The organism is Pedococcus aerophilus (genome assembly GCF_039532215.1).
Taxonomy (GTDB): Bacteria; Actinomycetota; Actinomycetes; order Actinomycetales; family Dermatophilaceae; genus Pedococcus; species Pedococcus aerophilus.
The window spans coordinates 994,766-1,013,509 of record NZ_BAAARN010000001.1 but is presented as its reverse complement, the minus strand read 5'-3'; the positions used below and the strand labels follow the sequence as shown (position 1 = coordinate 1,013,509).

Below are 18,744 nucleotides of genomic sequence, written 5' to 3'. Positions count from 1 at the left end.
TGCCCGCCCGCCGTCCACAGGCCGATTCGTCCCTCTCGTCGCGCGCGTCCCGCGCGGCTTTGCTGGAGGCATGACAGAGACCACGGCAGCGCCGGCCCCGGATCCACGCCGCCTCCTCGGGAGGTATGGCGAGCAGCTCGCGGTCCGCTACCTCACCGATCGCGGGTGGTCGGTCCTGGACCGCAACTGGCGGTGCGCGCACGGTGAGATCGACGTCGTGGCGCGGGACGGCGACTGCTTGGTCTTCTGCGAGGTCAAGACCAGGACGACCGAGCGCTTCGGGGGAGCCATTGAGGCGGTGGACCACCGCAAGGCTGCTCGGCTGCGCCGCCTCGCCGCCGCCTGGTTGCAGTCCCATGACGAGCGGGCGGCGCGGGTGCGGATCGACGTCATCGGCATCCTGCGCCCCCGGCACGGACCGGCCCAGCTGCGGCACCTGGTGGGGGTGGGGTCATGACGTTCGGCCGCACGAGGTCGGTGACCCTCGAGGGACTCGTCGGGACGGTCGTGGACGTCGAGGCACACCTGTCCGGTGGGCTGCCGGCCCTGATGCTCGGCGGACTGCCCGACACCGCGTGCGCCCAGTCACCCAACCGCGTGCGTGCGGCCTGCGCCAGCATCGGTCGGCTCCTCACCCAGGACCGGCTCACCGTCAACCTCTCGCCGGCCTCGATCCCCAAGAACGGCAGCGGCTTCGACCTGCCCATCGCTCTGGCTGTGCTGGCAGCCGTGAGCGTCCTGCCGGCGTCCCGGATCGCCGACGTGGTCCACCTCGGCGAGCTCGGCCTCGACGGGACCATCCGTCCGGTGCGCGGGGTGCTCCCGGCGGTGCTCGCCGCCGCGCGCGAGGGATGCCGTGACGTCGTCGTGCCGATCGAGAACGCCGCCGAGGCGAGGCTGGTCCCGGACATCGAGGTGCACGCGGTCGCCCATCTCAAGGACCTCGTCGCGGTCTACACCGACGGTGGCGACCGGTTGTCGATCGGGGTGCCCGCTTCAGCGCCGACCCCGGCGGCCCTTCCGGGGCCGACGACCGACCTCGCGGAGGTGGCGGGACAACCCGAGGCTCGGGCGGCGCTCGAGCTGGCTGCGGCCGGGGGTCACCACCTGTTCCTGCTCGGGCCACCGGGATCGGGGAAGACGATGCTGGCCGAGCGGCTGGTCTCGATCCTGCCGCGGCTGACCCGGGAGCAGTCCATCGACGTCCTCGCCGTGAAGTCGCTGCTGGGGCTGAGTGCCTCCGAGGTCGGGGTGGAGTTCGTGCCGCCGTTCATCGCGCCGCACCACAGTGCGACGCAGGCAGCGATCATCGGTGGAGGCAGCGGTGCCGTCCGTCCCGGAGCGATCTCCCAGGCCCACCACGGGGTCCTGTTCCTCGACGAAGCACCAGAGTTCCGCACCGGGGCGCTGCAGGCGCTGCGGCAGCCGTTGGAGTCCGGGCACGTCGTGGTGTCGCGGGCCCGCACCGCGGTGCGGTTCCCGGCGCGCTTCCAGCTCGTCATGGCAGCCAACCCCTGCCCGTGCGGGCTGGGTCACGGCAAGGGCATCGGGTGCACCTGCACCCCGATGGCCAAGCGCGCCTACGTCGCCAAGCTCTCCGGTCCGCTGCTGGACCGGGTCGACCTCCAGGTGCAGGTCCCGGCCGTCACGCTGTCGTCGCTCGGTGCCGAGCCGGGGGAGTCCAGCGCAGTGGTGGCGTCCCGGGTCGCGCTGGCCCGAGAGGTGCAGGCCGATCGGTGGCGCGACACCAGCTGGCGGCTCAACAGCCAGATCCCCGGAGCATTCCTGCGACGCGGACCGCGGCGACTGCCCCGCTCGGTGACCACCGACCTGGACCGCGCTCTCGACCGGGGGCAGCTGACGCTGCGCGGCTACGACCGGGTTCTGCGCCTGGGCTGGACGGTCGCCGACCTCGGTGGGCGCACCAGCCCGGCCCGAGACGACCTGGGCACCGCCCTGACGCTGCGCAACCAAGGCCCGGTGGCGGCATGAGCCTGGTGGGTGCAGACCGCGTGCCGCGCGGTGATCGCGCAGCCCGGTTGGCCTGGGCCCGGCTCGTCGAGCCCGGCGACCCCGAGTCCGCCCGGCTCGTCGCCGCAGTCGGTGCCGAGGCGGCGCTGCACGGGATCGACCCCGCCAGCTCCCTGGGCCAGCAGGTCGCGCCGCGGCTGGCTGACCTCGACGTCGAGCGCGACGTGCGGATCGCCGCATCCCTCGGGGCCCGCCTCGTGGTGCCGGACGACGACGAGTGGCCACCGGGGTTGGACGTGCTCACCAACCCGCCGTTCTGCCTGTGGGTGCGCGGACCGCTGCACCTGGCCGAGGCGTGCGAGCGCAGCGTCGGGGTCGTGGGGGCCAGGGCCGCCTCCGGCTACGGCCTGCACCAGGCGAAGGAGCTGGCTGCAGGTCTGGCCGAACGTGGCTACACGATCGTGTCCGGGGCGGCGTACGGCATCGACGGAGCCGCCCACGAGGGCGCGCTCGCGGTGGACGGCCGCACGATCGCGGTCGTCGCCGGGGGTGTGGACCGTCCCTACCCTGCGGGTCACGCGGGACTGCTCGCCCGGGTCGCGGAGAGCGGGGCCGTCCTCAGCGAGGTGCCGCCCGGGTCGTCCCCGACCCGGTGGCGGTTCCTGAGCCGCAACCGGATGATCGCCACGATGAGCCGGGGGACCGTCGTCGTCGAGGCCGGACTGCGGTCCGGGTCACGCAACACCGCCAGGACCGCAGCCGACCACCTCCGGGTGGTGTGCGCGGTGCCCGGCCCCGTCTCCTCTGCGGTCTCGGCCGGGTGCCACCTGCTGATCCGCGAAGGGGCTCAGCTCGTCACCGATGCCGCCGAGGTGGTCGAGGCCGTGGGGCCGATCGGGGAGCTGGCGCCGGTCAAGCGGGGAGGCGTCCTCCCGGAGGACGACCTCGAGCCGATCCACCGGGCGGTCCTCAGCGCCCTGCGGGTGCAGTCGGCCACCTCGGTGGGCGCCCTGGCCAAGCAGTGCGGTGCCAGTCTGCGCGACGTCATGGGGGCGCTGGGGGTGCTCGGCGTCAACGACCTCGTCGTCCAGGACGGGGACGGGTACCGCCGGGTCCGTCGACGGCCCTCTGACCGGCCCGCGTCCCAGCGCTCAGCCACCTGACGGGGTGGCGGCTTGTGCGGGGGCCGGGGCTTTGCGACGGTGGCGGCGTGGACCCGACCGCCGGCGTGGAGCAGCCGCACGGCATCACGCTGCCCGTCGGCTGGAACGAGGTGCTCTTCGCTTTCGAGCGGCACCTGCGCAGCGAGCGAGGTCGCTCGGAGCACACGGTGCGCGCCTACCTCGGTGACGTCCGCAGCCTCGTCGGCTTCCTCGCCACGACCGGCGTCGACGACCTGGCCGGAGTCACGCTGCGCGACCTGCGCGCCTGGCTTGCTGCGCTCGCCCAGGACGGTGCGGCGAAGGCGACCATCGCCCGCCGGTCGGCCGCCGCGCGGACCTTCCTGGGCTGGGCGACCCGCACGGGCAGGATCGACCTCGACCCGTCCCTGCGCCTCGCGGCCCCCAAGCGCGGCGGGCACCTCCCGGAGGTGCTGCGCCAGTCCGACGCCTCGGCCCTGCTCGACGTGGCCGCGGTGGCGAGCGACGACCAGGACGCACTGCACCTGCGGGACCGGGCTGCCCTCGAGCTGTTGTATGCCAGCGGGATCCGCGTGGGGGAGCTCACCGCCCTCGACATCGATGACCTCGACCTCGACCGCGGGGTCGTGCGGGTCATGGGCAAGGGGGGCAAGGAGCGGACCGTGCCGTTCGGCATCCCCGCCCGCGAGGCGGTGCAGGCCTGGCTCCAGCTCGGCCGTCCCCAGGTCGTCGGGGCGGACAGCGGTCCGGCGCTGTTCCTCGGCCGTCGGGGACGTCGCGCGGACGCGCGTCAGATCCGGTCCTCCCTGCACTCCCTGCTCGCGCACGTCCCCGACGCCCCGGACATCGGCCCGCACGGACTGCGCCACAGCGCCGCGACCCACCTGCTCGAGGGCGGTGCGGACCTGCGCCTGGTGCAGGAGCTGCTCGGGCACGCGTCGCTGGCGACGACCCAGATCTACACCCACGTCTCGGTGGACCGGCTCAAGCAGTCCTACCGTCAGGCCCACCCGCGTGCCTGAGCAGCCGACCACCCCGTCTCAGCACTTCGGCCCTGACTGGCGTGCCGTCCCACGCTCAGCGGTCATCTCGGGGACAATGGGGAACCGTCACGACCAGCCGTCGCAGCGAGCGACGACCCGCCAGCCGATCCCCGAGGAGAGGTCCGGACCGAGCACGTGAGCACTCCCGGCCAGGCCGCCCAGCGGCCCTCCAGCCACCGTCAGCGCGTCAGCCGGCAGGTGCGGCTGCGGCGTACCGTCGCCGTGGCGACCGCCCTCGTCCTGCTGGGCAGCATCGGCTACCGGCAGGTGACCAAGGACGACGGCGACCCGGTGCGTGCGGTGCCGGCAGCCGCCCAGGGCTCGAGCGCGACCAGCCCCGCTGCCAAGCCGTCGGCCACCAGCAGCGCCACGAACGCCGAGGACGGGTCGCCGACGACGGAGACCACCGCTCCCGACGCGAAGTCCGTGCCGCAGAACGGCAACGGCAAGATCACCGTCGTCGCGGTGCCCGAGGTCAAGGCAGCCACCTCCGGCCGCACGGTCCGCTACACCGTGGAGATCGAGGGCGGCCTGGGCGTCGACCCGGCTGCGGTCGCCTCGACGGTCCAGTCCGTCCTGCTCGACAGCCGCGGCTGGCAGAAGATCGACGGCATCCGCTTCGTCAACGTGACACCGGCCGAGGAGGAGCGTGGCGCCCAGGTCGACATCCGGGTGACCCTCGCGAGTCCCGGCCTCACCGACAAGCTGTGCGCCCCGATGCGCACCCTGTCGCAGGTGTCCTGCTGGAACGGCGAGCGCTCCGTCCTGAACCTGCGTCGCTGGGTCCTCGGCGACGACAGCTACGGCGCCGACGTCGCCCGCTACCGCGAGTACCAGGTCAACCACGAGGTCGGGCACGGCCTCGGCCACCAGCACCGCTCCTGCCCGGCGCCGGGTGAGCGTGCGCCGGTCATGGTCCAGCAGACGCTGAGCCTCGGCGGCTGCAAGCCCTGGCCGTACCCCAGCGGCGCCTGACCCCTGAGCGACGCCTGTCCCGAGGGCGTGACACGCCTGCGGAACATCGGAGCCCGCGCGGAGCCCGGAGGCCGGTGGAGCATCCGGCGCCTCAGGGCATCGGCAGCAGTCGTACCCGGACGGACCCGAGCAGCGTCAGCGGGTCGAGGTACGTGGCCCCTCTGAGAGCGCCCAGGTGCAGGCAGGCCGCGGGTGCGCAGTGCCCGCCCTGCGCCAGCGTCCCCAGCCGCTGCCCCTGCGTCACCACCTGCCCGACCTCGACCACGGCGTCGACGGGTTCGTAGGTCGAGCGCAGGCCCGAGCGGTGCAGCACCGTCACGGTCCCGCGTCCCGCCACCACCCCGACGTGGCTGACCACGCCTGCCTCGACCGCGCGCACCTCGCTGCTCGGCGCAGCGGCCAGGTCGACCCCTCGGTGACCGGCGCCCCAGGTCGAGGTCGGCCTGATGAAGGGGCGGGTGACCGCCGGCCGCGGCGCGAGCGGCCAGGCCCAGCGTCCGCGCGGAGCCGCCGCCGGCACCGCCGTCCGCGGTCCGGTGCTGCGCTCGAGGGGTGGGCGGCCGGACCGGTGGAGGGTCGGGGCGGATACGGCGGTAGCAGCGGGCGCAGGGGGTGCGAGAGAAGCCGCCACCGGTGTTGTGGACCCGCCATCCCGGGCGACGCCGGTGGGCAGGGCGACGACCGACACGGTGGTGACGGCCAGGACCGTGGCCGCGGCCGGCAGCAGGGCTGGCACGAGTGATCGCATGCCCTCGACGGTCGTCCCCGCCCGACGGGACTGCCAGCGGCTCCGGCTCCACCTGTGGACCGCCCCCCCGCCGGCGCCGGGTTGTGGACGGCCGAGGCGGACGCCCGTGTCAGGTGCGCAGGGCCCCGAGGCGTCGGACGGCCTCGTGCAGCACCTCGTCGCGCTTGCAGAACGCGAACCGCACCAACGTCCGCGCTGCCGCGACGTCGTCGTGGAACACCGACACGGGCACCCCGACCACGCCGGCGCGCAGGGGCAGCGACCGGCAGAACTCCAGGGCATCGGTGGCGCCGAGCGGGGCTGCATCCGCGACGACGAAATAGGTCCCGTCCGGCACCGAGACCTCGAGACCGGCACCTTGGAGCCCCGCCACGAGCAGGTCGCGCTTGGCCTCCAACGACGTGGACAGGGACGCATACACCTCGTCGCCGAGGCCCAGGGCCACGGCCGCGGCGGGCTGGAAGGGGCCAGAGCCGACGAAGGTGAGGAACTGCTTGACCGTCCGCACCGCGGCCACGGCCTCCGCGGGCCCGGACACCCAGCCGACCTTCCACCCGGTCGCGGAGAAGGTCTTGCCGGCGGAGGAGATCGTCAGCGTGCGCTCGCGCATCCCGGGGAGCGTCGCGACCGGCACGTGCTCCGCGTCGCCGAAGACCAGGTGCTCGTAGACCTCGTCGGTCACGACCCAGGCGTCGAACTCCCTTGCGAGGGAACAGATGAGCTCCAGCTCGTCGCGCGTGAACACCTTGCCGGTCGGGTTGTGCGGCGTGTTGAGCAGGACCAGCCGCGTCCGCGACGAGAACGCGGCGCGCAGCGACTCCTCGTCGACGGCGAAGTCGGGGAACCGGAGCACCGACGTCCGGCGCACCGCGCCCGCGAGGGCGATCGAGGCGGCATACGAGTCGTAGTAGGGCTCGAAGGTGACCACCTCGTCGCCCGCCTCGCACAACGCCAGGATCGTCGCCGCGATGGCCTCGGTCGCACCCACGGTGACCAGGACCTCCGACCGCGGGTCGAGGTCGATCCCGTAGAAGCGCGACTGGTGCGCGGCCACCGCCTCGAGCAGCTCGGGGACCCCGGGGCCGGGCGGGTACTGGTTGCGACCGCCGTCGATGGCGGCCTTGGCCGCGTCCAGCATCTCCTGCGGTCCGTCGGTGTCGGGGAAGCCCTGGCCGAGGTTGACGGCACCGTGCTCGGTGGCGAGCCCGGTCATCTCGGCGAAGATCGTGGTGCCGAATCCGTGCATGCGGGCGACGAGCGGGTAGGCCATGCGCCGACCGTATGCCGCCTGCGCCGGGTTCGCAGCGCACCGCGCGTACTGTGCGGCCATGGCCGTCGAGCAGCAGGTGTCCGCGATCGCGGGGCGCGGGTGGTTCACGACCGACGGGCTGCGGCGTGGTGACGTCGTCGCGGCCGACCCCAACGGGCTCAACCACTCGTGCGACCCGACGCTGGCGTGGTCGACCGAGGGGGATGGCCTCGTGGCGTTCCGTGACGTCGAGCCGGGGGAGGAGCTGACGATCGACTACGCGACCTCGACCACCGACCCCGACCTGCTGGTCCGCTGCCACTGCGAGACGTACCGGTGCCGCCAGCTCGTGACCGGCGACGACTGGCAGATCCCGCAGGTCCGGCTCCGCTACGCCGGCCACCTCGCCCCGGTCGTCCAGCGCGCCGTCGACGCCCTTACCTGACCGAGGGGGCGCCCGGGGGCACCCGACCGAGCCGTCAGTCCTCGTCGGCGGCGTCGGCGTGGGCGATGTTGTCGAGCTGTCGCCACACCACGATCAGCGTCACGCCGGCCCCGACGAAGGCGAACCAGAACGGCGCCGCCGCCCCGAACTGACGTGCGATGAGCCCACCGAGGAACTGCCCGACGAGCAGCCCGACGATGAGACCGAGCCAGTAGACGCTGCCCACCCGGCCCTGGTACTCGTTCGGCGTGGCTCGCTGGCGGACCGCGGAGGACAGCGATCCCCAGACGAAGGCGTAGCCGCCGAAGAGCACCATGATCGCCATGGCGACCCACGGCACGGTGGTCAGCGCCAGCGCGAGGTGGGTGAGCACCTCCAGGCCCAGGCAGATCTTCATGAGCCGGGCCAACGGGATCCGGGCCTCGAGGCGGTCGTAGAGCAGCACCGAGATGACGCCCCCGATGGCCGAGCAGGTGGTGAGCAGGCCGAAGCCGACCGCTCCCACGCCGAGCCGCTCCTGCGCCCAGTAGACGAGCACACCCCAGGGGGCGCCCCAGGTGATGTTGAAGATGAAGATGACGAGGGTGAGCGTGCGGATCGGGGCGTTCCCGGCGATCCAGCGCAGGCCGTCGAGGATGTCGTGGCCGATGTGCTGCTCCGGCCGGACGGGGTTCTCCTCGCGTGGCAGGTGGACCTTGGTGAACAGTGCCGCCGACAGCAGGAGCGCGCTGCCCTGGACCCCGAAGGGCACCGCGGAGCCGAGCGCGAACAGCCCCGCCCCGACGGCCGGTCCGATGAACTGGTTCGCCACGAGGAACCCCGACATCTGCCGGGCGTTCCCGATCCCGAGGTCCGCCTTGGGCACGATCATCGGCAGGACGGCCCGCCACCCGGTGTCGGCGAACAGCTCGGCGACGCCCACGGCGAACAGCGCCACGAGCAGGAGGGTGATCGAGACGCTCCCCGTGGCGATGGTGACCACGAGCAGGGCCAGGACGAGGACCCGCACGAGGTTGGCGGCCAGGACCAGCCGCTTGCGGTCGACCCGGTCCGCCACGGCCCCGGCGTAGAGCCCGAGCAGCAGCGTCGGCAGGTTCTGCACCATGGCGGCCGCGGCGATGAGCGTCGGGTCGCGGGTCAGCGAGGCGACGAGCAGCGGACCAGCGGCGACGGCGATGCCGTCCCCGAGCTGTCCCACCCACGAGGAGGCGAGGTTCCAGCGGAACGGCACGCCCATCCGTGCCGGGGCGACCCACTCGCCGATGCGGGACAGGACGGTGGCCACAAATCGGACACCCTACGCCCGGCGGCGCGCAGGGCAGGGGAGCACCCGGGCGGATTTCTCGATCACCCTGCTCAGCCCGTACGATGGACGACGGTCACCGTGTGCTCGCACGCGGGGACCTAATTCGCGCGTCTTCTCGCCGGGTGACGAGGTTTCCTCCGAACCCGGGGCGCATCACAGCAGTCCGGCCAGGGTGCCGGTGGGATGCGAGCCAGACGCCAGGCAGGGCCACACCCCCATGGTGGGTCCGACGCAACTGACAACGACACATAGGAGACACGGCATGGCCGTCGTTACCATGCGCCAGCTCCTCGAGAGCGGCGTCCACTTCGGGCACCAGACCCGTCGCTGGAACCCCAAGATGAAGCGCTTCATCATGACCGAGCGCAACGGCATCTACATCATCGACCTGCAGCAGTCGCTGACGTACATCAACAACGCGTACGAGTTCGTCCGCGAGACCGTCGCCCACGGCGGCTCCATCCTCTTCGTCGGTACGAAGAAGCAGGCCCAGGAGCCCATCGCCGAGCAGGCGACCCGCGTCGGCATGCCGTACGTCAACCACCGCTGGCTCGGTGGCATGCTCACCAACTTCAACACGATCTCCAAGCGGCTCACGCGCCTCAAGGAGCTCGAGGAGCTCGACTACGACAACGTCGCGGCCTCCGGCTTCACGAAGAAGGAGCTCCTGATCTTCAAGCGGGAGCGCGACAAGCTCGAGAAGACCCTCGGTGGCATCCGCAACATGGCCAAGGTCCCCTCGGCCGTGTGGATCGTCGACACCAAGAAGGAGCACCTGGCCGTCGACGAGGCGCGCAAGCTCGGGCTCCCGGTCATCGCGATCCTCGACACCAACTGCGACCCCGACGAGGTCGACTACAAGATCCCCGGCAACGACGACGCGATCCGTTCCGTCACGCTGCTGACCCGGGTCATCGCCGACGCCGTGGCCGACGGCCTCATGTCCCGCTCCTCCGGCAAGTCCGGCGAGCAGGCCGAGGGTGTCGTCGCGACCGACGAGCCCCTCGCCGAGTGGGAGCGCGAGCTCCTCGGTGGCGACGCCGCCAAGACCGCTGACGCGGTTGCCCCCGAGGCCGGCGAGACCGCTGCCGCCGACGCTCCTGAGGCTGCTGCTGCCGAGACGACCGAGGCACCTGCCGCCGAGGCCACCGAGGCTCCCGCCGCCGAGGCGACCGAGGCTCCGGCCGACGCCGACGCCAAGGCCTGAGCAACCCTCGTCCACCGAACGCACTCCTGACAGAGAAGAGCTGAGAAACACACATGGCGAACTACACCGCCGCTGACATCAAGGCGCTGCGTGAGTCCACCGGCGCCGGCATGCTCGACGTCAAGAAGGCCCTCGACGAGGCTGACGGCGACCGCGCCAAGGCCACCGAGATCCTTCGTGTGAAGGGCCAGAAGGGCGTCACCAAGCGCGAGGGGCGCACCGCGTCCAACGGGCTGGTCACGGCCAAGGCCGGCGCCGGCACGGGCACCCTCGTGGAGGTCCTCTGCGAGACCGACTTCGTCGCCAAGGGCGAGAAGTTCATCGCCCTCGCCGACCAGGTCCTCACCCAGGCCGTCGCCTCGGGTGTGGCCGACGCGGACGCGCTGCTCGGCAGCACGCTCGAGGACGGTCGCACCGTCAAGCAGCTGCTCGACGACGCCAACGCGACCATCGGCGAGAAGATCGAGGTCAAGCGCGTTGCCCGCGTCGAGGCCCCGGTCGTCGTGTCCTACCTGCACAAGACCAGCCCCGACCTGCCCGCGCAGATCGGTGTCCTCGTCGGCGCCGAGGGTGGCGACGAGCAGGTCGTCCGCGACGTCGCGATGCACGTCGCGGCGTTCAGCCCCACGGTGCTCAGCCGCGACGAGGTCGACCCGACCACCGTCGAGAACGAGCGCCGCGTGGCCGAGGCCACGGCGAAGGAGGAGGGCAAGCCCGAGGCCGCCCTCCCGAAGATCGTCGAGGGACGCGTCAACGGCTTCTTCAAGGAGAACGTCCTGCTCGAGCAGCCGTTCGCCAAGGACGCCAAGAAGACCGTCGCCAAGGTGCTCGAGGAGGCCGGCGCGACCGCGACGTCGTTCGCCCGCTTCCGCGTCGGCAGCTGACACCGGCTCCACCGCAGTTCACGAGGCCCGTCCCCTTCGGGGGGCGGGCCTCCTGCGTGGGCGAGGGTGTGGGCGAGGGTATGGCGCGTGCCCACCCCGGGCGCCCCGAGCCGGTCCGTGATCGTCCGGAGCGTGCGCGCCGGCGGGAGCGGGCCGCATACTCGGAGCATGGGGAGAGCACGCAAGACCGCAGCGAAGGCGCCACGGACCCGCGAGCCACGGGACTTCACCCACCTGCCCGAGCGCGTGCCGCCCGAGCAGATGCGGACCGTCCAGGACGTCGACCCGGGTCCCGACCCGCGGGGCGGGCGCGACACCGAGACCGACTTCCTGCTCAGGAACGCCGGGTTCTGACCAGCCAGGGGTGGAGCAGCCGGGTCACCTGCGGCAGCACGAGGTAGGTCATCACCGGCGTGAGCAGCACGGTCATGAACAGGACCCGCAGCACGAGCGGCCAGTCGCGCGTGAACGGCATGAGCACCCACGTGAAGAGCAGGTTGGTCGGGAAGAACGCCAGCCAGATGGTCACCGCCTGCTTCCAGCGCGGCGGGGCCGGCGGCACGGGCTCGGCCAGCTCGTCGGCGGGGCGCTGCTGCGGCTCGTCGAACCAGCCCTCGATGCCGGTGCGGTGCTCGACCCGCGTGTGCTGCACGAGGTCCTGCGCCGAGCGCAGCCACATGGTGCGCTCCCGCGACTCCTCCCACAGCAGCAGGCTGGCGCGGGAGTCGAAGCGGTAGAGCATGTGCCAGTCGCGGGACCCCGGCCCCGGACGCAGCCACCCGGTGCCCAGGAAGCCGGGGAACCGCTGGGCCAGGGACGTGCCGGCCTCGACCCAGGCCTGCATGAGCTGCTCGTCCTCGGGCCGGACCCGTCGCGTGATGGCGACGGTGACGGGCGGGTCGTCGCGCAGGGTGGCGCTCATCTGCTGCTCAGAAGATGCGGACGCGCTGCTCGGGCGCGAGCCACATGCCGTCGCCCTCGCGGACGTCGAACGCCTCGTGGAACTCGTCGCAGTTGCGCACCGCGTTGGCCCGGATCTCCATGGGGGAGTGCGGGTCGATGGCGAGCAGCCGCTTGGCCTCCTCGGTCCGGGCCTTGCCCGACCAGACCTGGGCCCAGCCCACGAAAAAGCGCTGGGCACCGGTCAGGCCGTCGAGCTCAGGGACCTGCTCACCCTCGGTGGCGATCCGGTACGCGGCGTAGCCGATCGCGAGGCCACCGAGGTCGCCGATGTTCTCGCCGACCGTGAGGGCGCCGTTGACCTTGTCGTCCGGTGCGGCGAGCGGCGACAGCTCGCTGAACTGGGCGATGAGCGCCTGCGTCCGCTCGTCGAAGCGGGCGCGGTCCTCCTCGGTCCACCAGTCGCGAAGCGCACCACGGGCGTCGTAGCGCGAGCCCTGGTCGTCGAAGCCGTGGCCGATCTCGTGCCCGATGACCGCCCCGATGCCGCCGTAGTTGACCGCGTCGTCGGCGTCCATGTCGAAGAACGGCGGCTGGAGGATGCCGGCCGGGAAGACGATCTCGTTGAGCATCGGGTGGTAGTAGGCGTTCACCGTCTGCGGCAGCATCATCCACTCGTCGCGGTCGATGGGGCCGCCGAGCTTGCGCAGCTCGCGCTCGAACTCGAAGTCGTTGGCCCGCCGCACGTTCGCGACGAGGTCGTCGTCGATGGTCAGCTCGGAGTAGTCGCGCCACACGTCGGGGTAGCCGACCTTGGGGGTGAACGACTCGAGCTTCTCCAGGGCCTGCGCGCGCGTCTCGGGGCCCATCCAGTCGAGTCGCTCGAAAGAGCGGCGGAACGCCTCGACGAGGTTGTCGACGAGGGTGACCATGCGCTCCTTGGCCTGCGGCGGGAAGTACTCCGCGGCATACAGCTGGCCCACGACCTCACCGATCGCGCCCTCGACGAGGGAGACCCCACGCTTCCAGCGCTCGCGGTTCTGCGGCAGGCCGCTGATGACGCGCCCGGAGAAGTCGAAGTCGGCGTCGACGAAGGCCTTGCTCAGCAGCGGGGCGGAGGCGTTGACGAGGTGGAAGGACTGCCACGCCTTCCAGTCCTCGATGCTGTGCTCGTCGAGCAGGATCGAGACCCCGTCGAGGAAGCTCGGCTGCCCGACGACGACGTTCTCGAACGCACCCTTGGCGTCGAGCCCACGGATGTACTCCATCCAGAAGATCTCGGGGCCGAGGTCGTCGAGGTCGTAGCGCCCGTAGGGGTTGTAGGTCTTCACGGCGTCGCGCGTGGCGACGTTGTCCCAGTGGTGGGAGGCGAGCGCGGTCTCGAGCGCCACGACGGCCGCCGCGGGGGAGCCGGGCTCCGTGGAGCCCCCGCCGATCCCCACGAGGTCGAGCATGCGCGCCACGTGCGGCAGGTATGCAGCCAGCACGGCTGCGTGCCGCTCCTCGCGGTAGTACGACTCGTCGGGCAGGCCGAGGCCGCCCTGGCTCAGGTAGAGCGTGTACTCCTCGGGGTTCTTGGCGTCCGGGGCGACGTAGAGCCCGAAGAGCCCGGGGACGCCCAGGCGCTGGAGGCGGCCCATCGTGAGGAACAGCTCGTCCGTGCCCGTGATCTTGTCGATGTCCTCGAGGTCTTCGTCGATCGGGGTGTGACCCAGGGCCTCGACGCGCTCCTCGTCGAGGAAGGAGCGGTAGAGGTCGCCGACCTTGCGGGTGGCCGACCCCTTCTCGGCGGTCGTGTCCGCAGCCGCCTGCTCGATGATGCGCCGGACCCGCTCGTCGGACTGCTCGCGCAGCATGTCGAAGGTGCCGTACCGCCCCCGGTCACCGGGGATCTCCGTCTCGCGGACCCACGTGCCGTTGGCGTAGCCGAACAGGTCGTCCTGGGGCCGGACGGCGTCGTCGCGGTGCCCGGGGAGGATGCCTGACCTCATGTGCGTCTCCTTCGCTGCGTGCTGGCCGGGGAGCCGTCGAGGGGTGCTCGAGGTCCACCGCGGCCAACCCTGCCACGCGAGGGGGCCGGGGGCCCAACCCGGGACCGACCACGGGGGCGGTGGTTGGCCGCAGGTGTGGAAGTATGCGGTGACCGCCAGTACAGCCCCAGGAGGATCTGTCGTGACTTCTGCCCCTGAGCAGACCGCCCCAGCCGGATCGTCCATCGACGGGTCGCCCGCCCTGCGGCGCCGCGTCCTGCTCAAGCTCTCCGGGGAGGTCTTCGGCGGCGGCAAGGTGGGCCTGGCCCCCGACGTCGTCCGCGGCGTCGCCCGCCAGATCGCCGAGTCGGTCCGCAGCGGCATCGAGGTCGCCGTGGTCATCGGTGGCGGCAACTTCTTCCGCGGGGCCGAGCTCCAGCAGCAGGGCATGGACCGCACCCGCGCCGACTACATGGGCATGCTCGGCACCGTGATGAACTGCCTCGCCCTCCAGGACTTCCTGGAGAAGGAAGGCATCGAGACGCGCGTGCAGACCGCGATCACGATGGGCCAGGTGGCCGAGCCCTACATCCCGCGTCGGGCCATCCGGCACCTCGAGAAGGGCCGGGTCGTCATCTTCGGCGCCGGCGCCGGCATGCCGTTCTTCTCGACCGACACCGTCTCGGCCCAGCGCGCGCTGGAGATCAAGTGCGACGCGGTGCTGATGAGCAAGAACGGCGTCGACGGGGTCTACGACTCCGACCCGCGCACCAACCCCTCCGCCACGAAGTACGACGAGATCACCTACACCGAGGCCATGCAGCGTGGCCTGCGGGTCGTCGACACGGCGGCGTTCAGCCTCTGCATGGACAACAAGCTGCCGATGGTCGTGTTCGGCATGGAGGGCGAGGGGAACGTCGTCAAGGCGCTGCGCGGTGAGAGGATCGGGACGCTGGTCACCCCCGGGTGAGTCTGCGCCCGCACCACGCACGACCCACCCCGACTGACCACACACCACCGGCGGCCCCGGAACCGGGCCGCCCGAGAAGGAGCCGGACATGATTGAAGAGACTCTGCTCGAGGCCGAGGAGAAGATGGACAAGGCCGTCGAGGTCGCCAAGGAGGACTTCGCGGGCATCCGCACCGGTCGGGCGACCCCGGGCATGTTCAACAAGCTCACGGTCAGCTACTACGGAGCCCCGACCCCCCTGCAGCAGCTCGCGTCCTTCCAGACGCCCGAGGCGCGCACCATCCTCATCTCCCCGTTCGACAAGTCGGCGATGAGCGAGATCGAGAAGACCCTGCGCGACTCCGACCTCGGGGTGAACCCCAGCAACGACGGCAACGTCATCCGCTGCGTCCTGCCGATGCTCACCGAGGAGCGCCGCAAGGACTACATCAAGCTCGCCCGCACCAAGGGTGAGGACGCCAAGGTGTCGATCCGCAACATCCGTCGCAAGGCCAAGGACGAGATCGACAAGCTCGTCAAGGACGGCGAGATCGGCGAGGACGACGGCGCCCGCGGCGAGAAGGAGCTCGACGCCACGACGAAGAAGTACGTCGACAGCGTGGACGAGCTGCTCAAGGGCAAGGAGGCCGAGCTCCTCGAGGTGTGAGGCGCTCGCCCCACCGCCGAAAGGACGTTCGCAGCCCCGCCATGTCCCTTCCCCCATCCCGCAGCGCGCGACGCCAGCGTCGTGACGCATCGTCCGACGCCGTCGGCGCCATCCCGGGCGACTCCGGCGGCGGCCGAGCCGATGACGCGGCACCCGTGACCAGGCCCTCGCGGGCCGGGCGCAACCTGCCCGCGGCGATCTCCGTCGGAGTCGGCCTCGGCATCCTCATCGTCGGGTCGCTGCTGCTGCGCAAGGAGCTCATGCTCGTCGTGGTCGTGGCCGCGGTGGGGGTCGGCGTGTGGGAGCTGCGGCGGGCGCTGCTCCAGGTGTCGATCACCGTGCCCCTCGTGCCCAGCCTCGTGGGCAGCGTCAGCATGATCCTGTCGGCCTACGTGGGCGGCGGTGAGGCGCTGATCGTCACGCTCGGGCTCACCTGCGTCGGCATCCTGCTGTGGCGCATCGCCGACGGCGTCCTCGACGCGGTGCGTGACATCGCCGGCGGGTTCTTCGTCGCGGTCTACCCGTCGTTCCTGGCCGGGTTCGCGGCGCTGATGCTCTCGGCGGAGGAGGACGGCGCACGGCGGATCGTGGTCTTCATCCTCGTCACCGTCCTCAGCGACGTCGGCGGATACGTCTTCGGGGTGCTCTTCGGCCGGCACCCCATGGCCCCCTCGGTCAGCCCCAAGAAGTCCTGGGAGGGCTTCGGCGGCTCGGTGCTCACCTGCGTCGCGGGTGGTGCGGTCGCCGTGGTGCTGCTGCTCGGCGGGCCGTGGTGGGGCGGCGCCCTGCTCGGCGCCTGCGTCGCGGTGGCAGCCACGGTCGGCGACCTCACCGAGTCGACCGTGAAGCGTGACCTCGGCATCAAGGACATGAGCACGATCCTGCCGGGGCACGGCGGCATCATGGACCGCCTCGACTCCCTCGTCCTGGTCGCGCCGGTCGCCTGGGCGCTGCTCGCCTGGGTCGTCCCTGCCTGACACCGGCCTGACGTCGGCTGACGTCTGCTAACGTCGGGGCTCAGTCCTCCTCGCGCCGGGTCATCCCCAGCAGGAGCTCGAGCTCGGGTCCCGGGGTCACGGCGAGGGTGCGCTCCGGGGTCAGCCGGGAGATCTGGCGGATCTCGCCCTCGCGCCACCAGAACACGCTGGGGCTGACCGGTCCGCTGCCCTCGAGGAACCCCGCGGCGGCGAACTGCGGCAGGACCAGCAGGGCGTTCAGCGCGGCCTGCGGCTCCTCGATGACGTGGAACGCCAGCTGGTGGCGGTAGGGGACGGCGAACAGGACGCCCTTCTCGGTGGCCGGCCGCGCGGCATACCGGCGCACGACGTCCGGCAGGAGCAGGGCCAGGCTCGCGGTGTAGACGCTGTCGCCGAGCAGGCAGGAGAAGGAGGCGTCCTCGTGGGTGACCTCCTCGAGCTCGTACTGCTCGGTGTCGAGCTGCGCGCGCAGGTTGGCCAGGCCGCGGTCGAACCACGGCCCGAGGGGCGCGAATTCCTCAAGGGCGGCAGGGGGCACCACCTGCACGGTCTGCGGGGTGTCCACGACGACGACCTGACGCACGCCCGGAGCCCACTCCAGGCCGCGGTCGATCCAGTCGGGGGTCTGCCGCAGCCCGTCCTCCTCCATGAGGCGGGTCACGACGTGCGCCCGGAGGTACTCGTCGGTGAGTGGCTCGTCGTCGCCGGCGGCCATGATCGTCGTGAAGTGCTCCCGGATCGCGGACGGCCACTGCTGCGGGTCGGTCCCGGCGCAACCGGCCGCGAGGTTCCACAGGCCCCACTGGCGGCCGTCGTCGGTGGTCACGTGGTCGACGAGGACGGTGACCTCGTAGCCCATCTCGGCCAGGGTCTCGCGGACCGTCGCCCGGAACCTCGCGGCCTGAGCCGACTCGAACATCGTGAGCGCCTCGTCGACCTGGCGGGGAGCGGGCTCGTCCGGGTCGGGCGAGCCCTTGCTGCGCGAGAACAGCCCCATGGATGCACTTCCTCCCGTGGTCGGTGTTCCCACCCTAGGACGGGTCGGCCTCGGGCGATTGGGCAGTTCCGGCGGGGGCTGCGAAACTGGGGGAGCCATGACGACCTCCCTGCCCGAGCCCACGACGCAGCGCCCCGCCCCCGGCGCCCTGACGTTCACCGCACCGCGACGGGGCAAGCCCCCGCGCCACCTCGCCGACCTCTCCCCGGCGGAGCGCAAGGAAGCGGTGGAGGCCTTGGGGCACAAGGGGTTCCGCGCCAAGCAGCTCTCGACGCACTACTTCGAGCGCCTCGTCGGGTCGCCCGACGAGATGACCGACCTGCCCAAGGGCATCCGCGACGAGCTCGTGGCCGACCTCCTCCCGACGCTGCTGACGCCGCACGTGCAGCGCACCGCCGACGACGGCATGACCATCAAGTCGGCGTGGAAGCTGCACGACGGCGCCATCGTCGAGTCGGTCCTCATGCGCTACCCCAAGCGCGTCACCATCTGCATCTCCAGCCAGGCCGGGTGCGGCATGAACTGCCCGTTCTGCGCCACCGGCCAGGCCGGCCTCACCCGCAACATGTCGGCCGGCGAGATCGTCGAGCAGGTCGTCCAGGCCGCCCGCATGCTCCGCAGCGGCGACCTCGCCGCCTCGGTCGAGGGCTCCGACACCGAGGGCGCCGAGCTCGGTGACGAGGACGGCGCCCCCGAGGTGAGCGGTCCGACGCGCATCTCGAACGTCGTCTTCATGGGCATGGGCGAGGCGCTGGCCAACTACAAGGCCGCCGTCGGGGCGATCCGGCGGATGACCGACCCGGCCCCCGACGGCCTGGGCATGTCCGCCCGAGGCATCACCATGTCGACGGTGGGACTGGTCCCGGCCATCGACAAGCTCGCTGCCGAGGGCATCCCCGTCACCCTCGCCCTGTCGCTGCACGCCCCGGACGACGAGCTGCGCAACGAGCTCGTCCCCATCAACACGCGGTGGAGCGTCGACGAGGCGCTCGACGCGGCGTACCGCTACTACGAGGCGACCGGGCGCCGGGTGAGCATCGAGTACGCGCTCATCAAGGACATCAACGACCACGCCTGGCGCGCCGACCTCCTCGGGAAGAAGCTGAACGCCCGCGGACGGGGCTGGGTCCACGTCAACCCCATCCCGCTCAACCCCACGCCGGGGTCGAAGTGGACCGCCTCGCGTCCGGGGGTCGAGCAGCAGTTCGTCGAACGCCTGCGGGCCCACGGCATCCCGACGACGATCCGCGACACGCGCGGCCAGGACATCGACGGCGCCTGCGGCCAGCTCGCCGCCTCCACCGCCTGACCGGA

The 18,744-nt window shown here is 71.9% G+C and carries 19 protein-coding genes; 13 read left to right on the top strand and 6 right to left on the bottom strand.

Translation table 11 applies throughout. From position 1 onward, the window contains the following. Nucleotides 1–70 precede the first annotated feature (70 nt). The 5 genes from ABD286_RS04685 (at nt 71) to ABD286_RS04665 (ending at nt 5,131) form a co-directional block, all read left to right on the top strand. A complete protein-coding gene (locus tag ABD286_RS04685) occupies nt 71–457 on the top strand; it encodes a YraN family protein (protein WP_344190772.1) in 387 nt (128 codons plus the stop codon). Continuing rightward, complete coding sequence (locus ABD286_RS04680) at nt 454–1,992, top strand: YifB family Mg chelatase-like AAA ATPase (RefSeq protein ID WP_344190770.1); 1,539 nt, start codon at nt 454–456, stop codon at nt 1,990–1,992. Before ABD286_RS04685 ends, ABD286_RS04680 begins: the two co-directional genes overlap by 4 nt. Further along, nucleotides 1,989–3,134 carry a DNA-processing protein DprA gene (dprA, locus tag ABD286_RS04675; protein ID WP_344190768.1) on the top strand — a complete coding sequence of 382 codons (1,146 nt, stop codon included), beginning with the start codon at nt 1,989–1,991 and terminating at the stop codon, nt 3,132–3,134. The genes ABD286_RS04680 and dprA overlap by 4 nt, the downstream gene beginning before the upstream one ends. Before the next feature lie 47 nt (nt 3,135–3,181). Next, entirely contained in the window at nt 3,182–4,135 is a 954-nt protein-coding gene (locus ABD286_RS04670; RefSeq protein ID WP_425565313.1) for a tyrosine recombinase XerC, read from the top strand. A 156-nt stretch (nt 4,136–4,291) separates the two neighbouring features. Beyond that, nucleotides 4,292–5,131 (top strand): DUF3152 domain-containing protein, encoded by an 840-nt coding sequence (locus ABD286_RS04665; protein ID WP_344190766.1) that lies wholly within the window; start codon nt 4,292–4,294, stop codon nt 5,129–5,131. Nucleotides 5,132–5,222: 91 nt separating this feature from the next. Here ABD286_RS04665 and ABD286_RS04660 read toward each other — a convergent pair whose 3' ends face one another. Beyond that, nucleotides 5,223–5,879, bottom strand: coding sequence for a murein hydrolase activator EnvC family protein (locus tag ABD286_RS04660; RefSeq protein WP_344190764.1), 657 nt, complete (start codon nt 5,877–5,879; stop codon nt 5,223–5,225). A 109-nt stretch (nt 5,880–5,988) separates the two neighbouring features. Further along, on the bottom strand, nt 5,989–7,149 hold the full coding sequence (locus ABD286_RS04655) for a pyridoxal phosphate-dependent aminotransferase (protein WP_344190762.1): 1,161 nt from the start codon (nt 7,147–7,149) through the stop codon (nt 5,989–5,991). A gap of 58 nt (nt 7,150–7,207) precedes the next feature. Here ABD286_RS04655 and ABD286_RS04650 point away from each other — a divergent pair, with 58 nt between their 5' ends. Continuing rightward, complete coding sequence (locus ABD286_RS04650; RefSeq protein WP_344190760.1) at nt 7,208–7,573, top strand: SET domain-containing protein-lysine N-methyltransferase; 366 nt, start codon at nt 7,208–7,210, stop codon at nt 7,571–7,573. 34 nt (nt 7,574–7,607) lie between these two features. Here ABD286_RS04650 and ABD286_RS04645 read toward each other — a convergent pair whose 3' ends face one another. Beyond that, nucleotides 7,608–8,858, bottom strand: coding sequence for an MFS transporter (locus tag ABD286_RS04645; protein WP_344190758.1), 1,251 nt, complete (start codon nt 8,856–8,858; stop codon nt 7,608–7,610). Nucleotides 8,859–9,141: 283 nt separating this feature from the next. On the opposite strand from ABD286_RS04645, the gene rpsB reads away from it, so the two are divergent. From rpsB to ABD286_RS04630, 3 genes are all read left to right on the top strand, one after another. Further along, nucleotides 9,142–10,086, top strand: coding sequence for a 30S ribosomal protein S2 (rpsB, locus tag ABD286_RS04640; RefSeq protein WP_344190756.1), 945 nt, complete (start codon nt 9,142–9,144; stop codon nt 10,084–10,086). 53 nt (nt 10,087–10,139) lie between these two features. Further along, the gene (gene tsf, locus ABD286_RS04635) at nt 10,140–10,970 is read left to right on the top strand and encodes a translation elongation factor Ts (RefSeq protein WP_344190754.1); all 831 of its coding nucleotides are present in this window, start codon (nt 10,140–10,142) and stop codon (nt 10,968–10,970) included. 168 nt (nt 10,971–11,138) lie between these two features. Beyond that, nucleotides 11,139–11,324 (top strand): hypothetical protein, encoded by a 186-nt coding sequence (locus ABD286_RS04630; RefSeq protein WP_344190752.1) that lies wholly within the window; start codon nt 11,139–11,141, stop codon nt 11,322–11,324. On the opposite strand, the gene ABD286_RS04625 is transcribed toward ABD286_RS04630, so the two are convergent. Both ABD286_RS04625 and ABD286_RS04620 read right to left on the bottom strand, forming a co-directional pair. Then, nucleotides 11,305–11,892 (bottom strand): antibiotic biosynthesis monooxygenase, encoded by a 588-nt coding sequence (locus ABD286_RS04625; RefSeq protein WP_344190750.1) that lies wholly within the window; start codon nt 11,890–11,892, stop codon nt 11,305–11,307. The two genes, ABD286_RS04630 and ABD286_RS04625, sit on opposite strands and share 20 nt — an antisense overlap. A gap of 7 nt (nt 11,893–11,899) precedes the next feature. Beyond that, the gene (locus ABD286_RS04620) at nt 11,900–13,861 is read right to left on the bottom strand and encodes a M13 family metallopeptidase (protein WP_344190748.1); all 1,962 of its coding nucleotides are present in this window, start codon (nt 13,859–13,861) and stop codon (nt 11,900–11,902) included. Between the two features lie 223 nt (nt 13,862–14,084). On the opposite strand from ABD286_RS04620, the gene pyrH reads away from it, so the two are divergent. The 3 genes from pyrH (at nt 14,085) to ABD286_RS04605 (ending at nt 16,433) form a co-directional block, all read left to right on the top strand. Next, nucleotides 14,085–14,810 (top strand): UMP kinase, encoded by a 726-nt coding sequence (pyrH, locus tag ABD286_RS04615; protein WP_344193257.1) that lies wholly within the window; start codon nt 14,085–14,087, stop codon nt 14,808–14,810. 88 nt (nt 14,811–14,898) lie between these two features. Continuing rightward, nucleotides 14,899–15,456, top strand: coding sequence for a ribosome recycling factor (frr, locus tag ABD286_RS04610; RefSeq protein ID WP_344190746.1), 558 nt, complete (start codon nt 14,899–14,901; stop codon nt 15,454–15,456). Nucleotides 15,457–15,611: 155 nt separating this feature from the next. Then, nucleotides 15,612–16,433, top strand: a complete 822-nt coding sequence (locus ABD286_RS04605) for a phosphatidate cytidylyltransferase (RefSeq protein WP_344190744.1) — start codon at nt 15,612–15,614, stop codon at nt 16,431–16,433. Nucleotides 16,434–16,473: 40 nt separating this feature from the next. Here ABD286_RS04605 and ABD286_RS04600 read toward each other — a convergent pair whose 3' ends face one another. Beyond that, a complete protein-coding gene (locus ABD286_RS04600) occupies nt 16,474–17,430 on the bottom strand; it encodes a hypothetical protein (RefSeq protein ID WP_344190742.1) in 957 nt (318 codons plus the stop codon). 97 nt (nt 17,431–17,527) lie between these two features. On the opposite strand from ABD286_RS04600, the gene rlmN reads away from it, so the two are divergent. Next, a complete protein-coding gene (gene rlmN / locus ABD286_RS04595; RefSeq protein ID WP_344190740.1) occupies nt 17,528–18,739 on the top strand; it encodes a 23S rRNA (adenine(2503)-C(2))-methyltransferase RlmN in 1,212 nt (403 codons plus the stop codon). Nucleotides 18,740–18,744 lie beyond the last annotated feature (5 nt).

Coding starts and splice junctions, on each gene's coding strand:
- ABD286_RS04685 (WP_344190772.1), top strand. CDS start 71: ATGACAGAGACCACGGCAGCGCCGGCCCCGGATCCACGCCGCCTCCTC.
- ABD286_RS04680 (WP_344190770.1), top strand. CDS start 454: ATGACGTTCGGCCGCACGAGGTCGGTGACCCTCGAGGGACTCGTCGGG.
- dprA (WP_344190768.1), top strand. CDS start 1,989: ATGAGCCTGGTGGGTGCAGACCGCGTGCCGCGCGGTGATCGCGCAGCC.
- ABD286_RS04660 (WP_344190764.1), bottom strand. CDS start 5,879: ATGCGATCACTCGTGCCAGCCCTGCTGCCGGCCGCGGCCACGGTCCTG.
- ABD286_RS04655 (WP_344190762.1), bottom strand. CDS start 7,149: ATGGCCTACCCGCTCGTCGCCCGCATGCACGGATTCGGCACCACGATC.
- ABD286_RS04650 (WP_344190760.1), top strand. CDS start 7,208: ATGGCCGTCGAGCAGCAGGTGTCCGCGATCGCGGGGCGCGGGTGGTTC.
- rpsB (WP_344190756.1), top strand. CDS start 9,142: ATGGCCGTCGTTACCATGCGCCAGCTCCTCGAGAGCGGCGTCCACTTC.
- tsf (WP_344190754.1), top strand. CDS start 10,140: ATGGCGAACTACACCGCCGCTGACATCAAGGCGCTGCGTGAGTCCACC.
- ABD286_RS04630 (WP_344190752.1), top strand. CDS start 11,139: ATGGGGAGAGCACGCAAGACCGCAGCGAAGGCGCCACGGACCCGCGAG.
- ABD286_RS04625 (WP_344190750.1), bottom strand. CDS start 11,892: ATGAGCGCCACCCTGCGCGACGACCCGCCCGTCACCGTCGCCATCACG.
- ABD286_RS04620 (WP_344190748.1), bottom strand. CDS start 13,861: ATGAGGTCAGGCATCCTCCCCGGGCACCGCGACGACGCCGTCCGGCCC.
- frr (WP_344190746.1), top strand. CDS start 14,899: ATGATTGAAGAGACTCTGCTCGAGGCCGAGGAGAAGATGGACAAGGCC.
- ABD286_RS04600 (WP_344190742.1), bottom strand. CDS start 17,430: ATGGGGCTGTTCTCGCGCAGCAAGGGCTCGCCCGACCCGGACGAGCCC.
- rlmN (WP_344190740.1), top strand. CDS start 17,528: ATGACGACCTCCCTGCCCGAGCCCACGACGCAGCGCCCCGCCCCCGGC.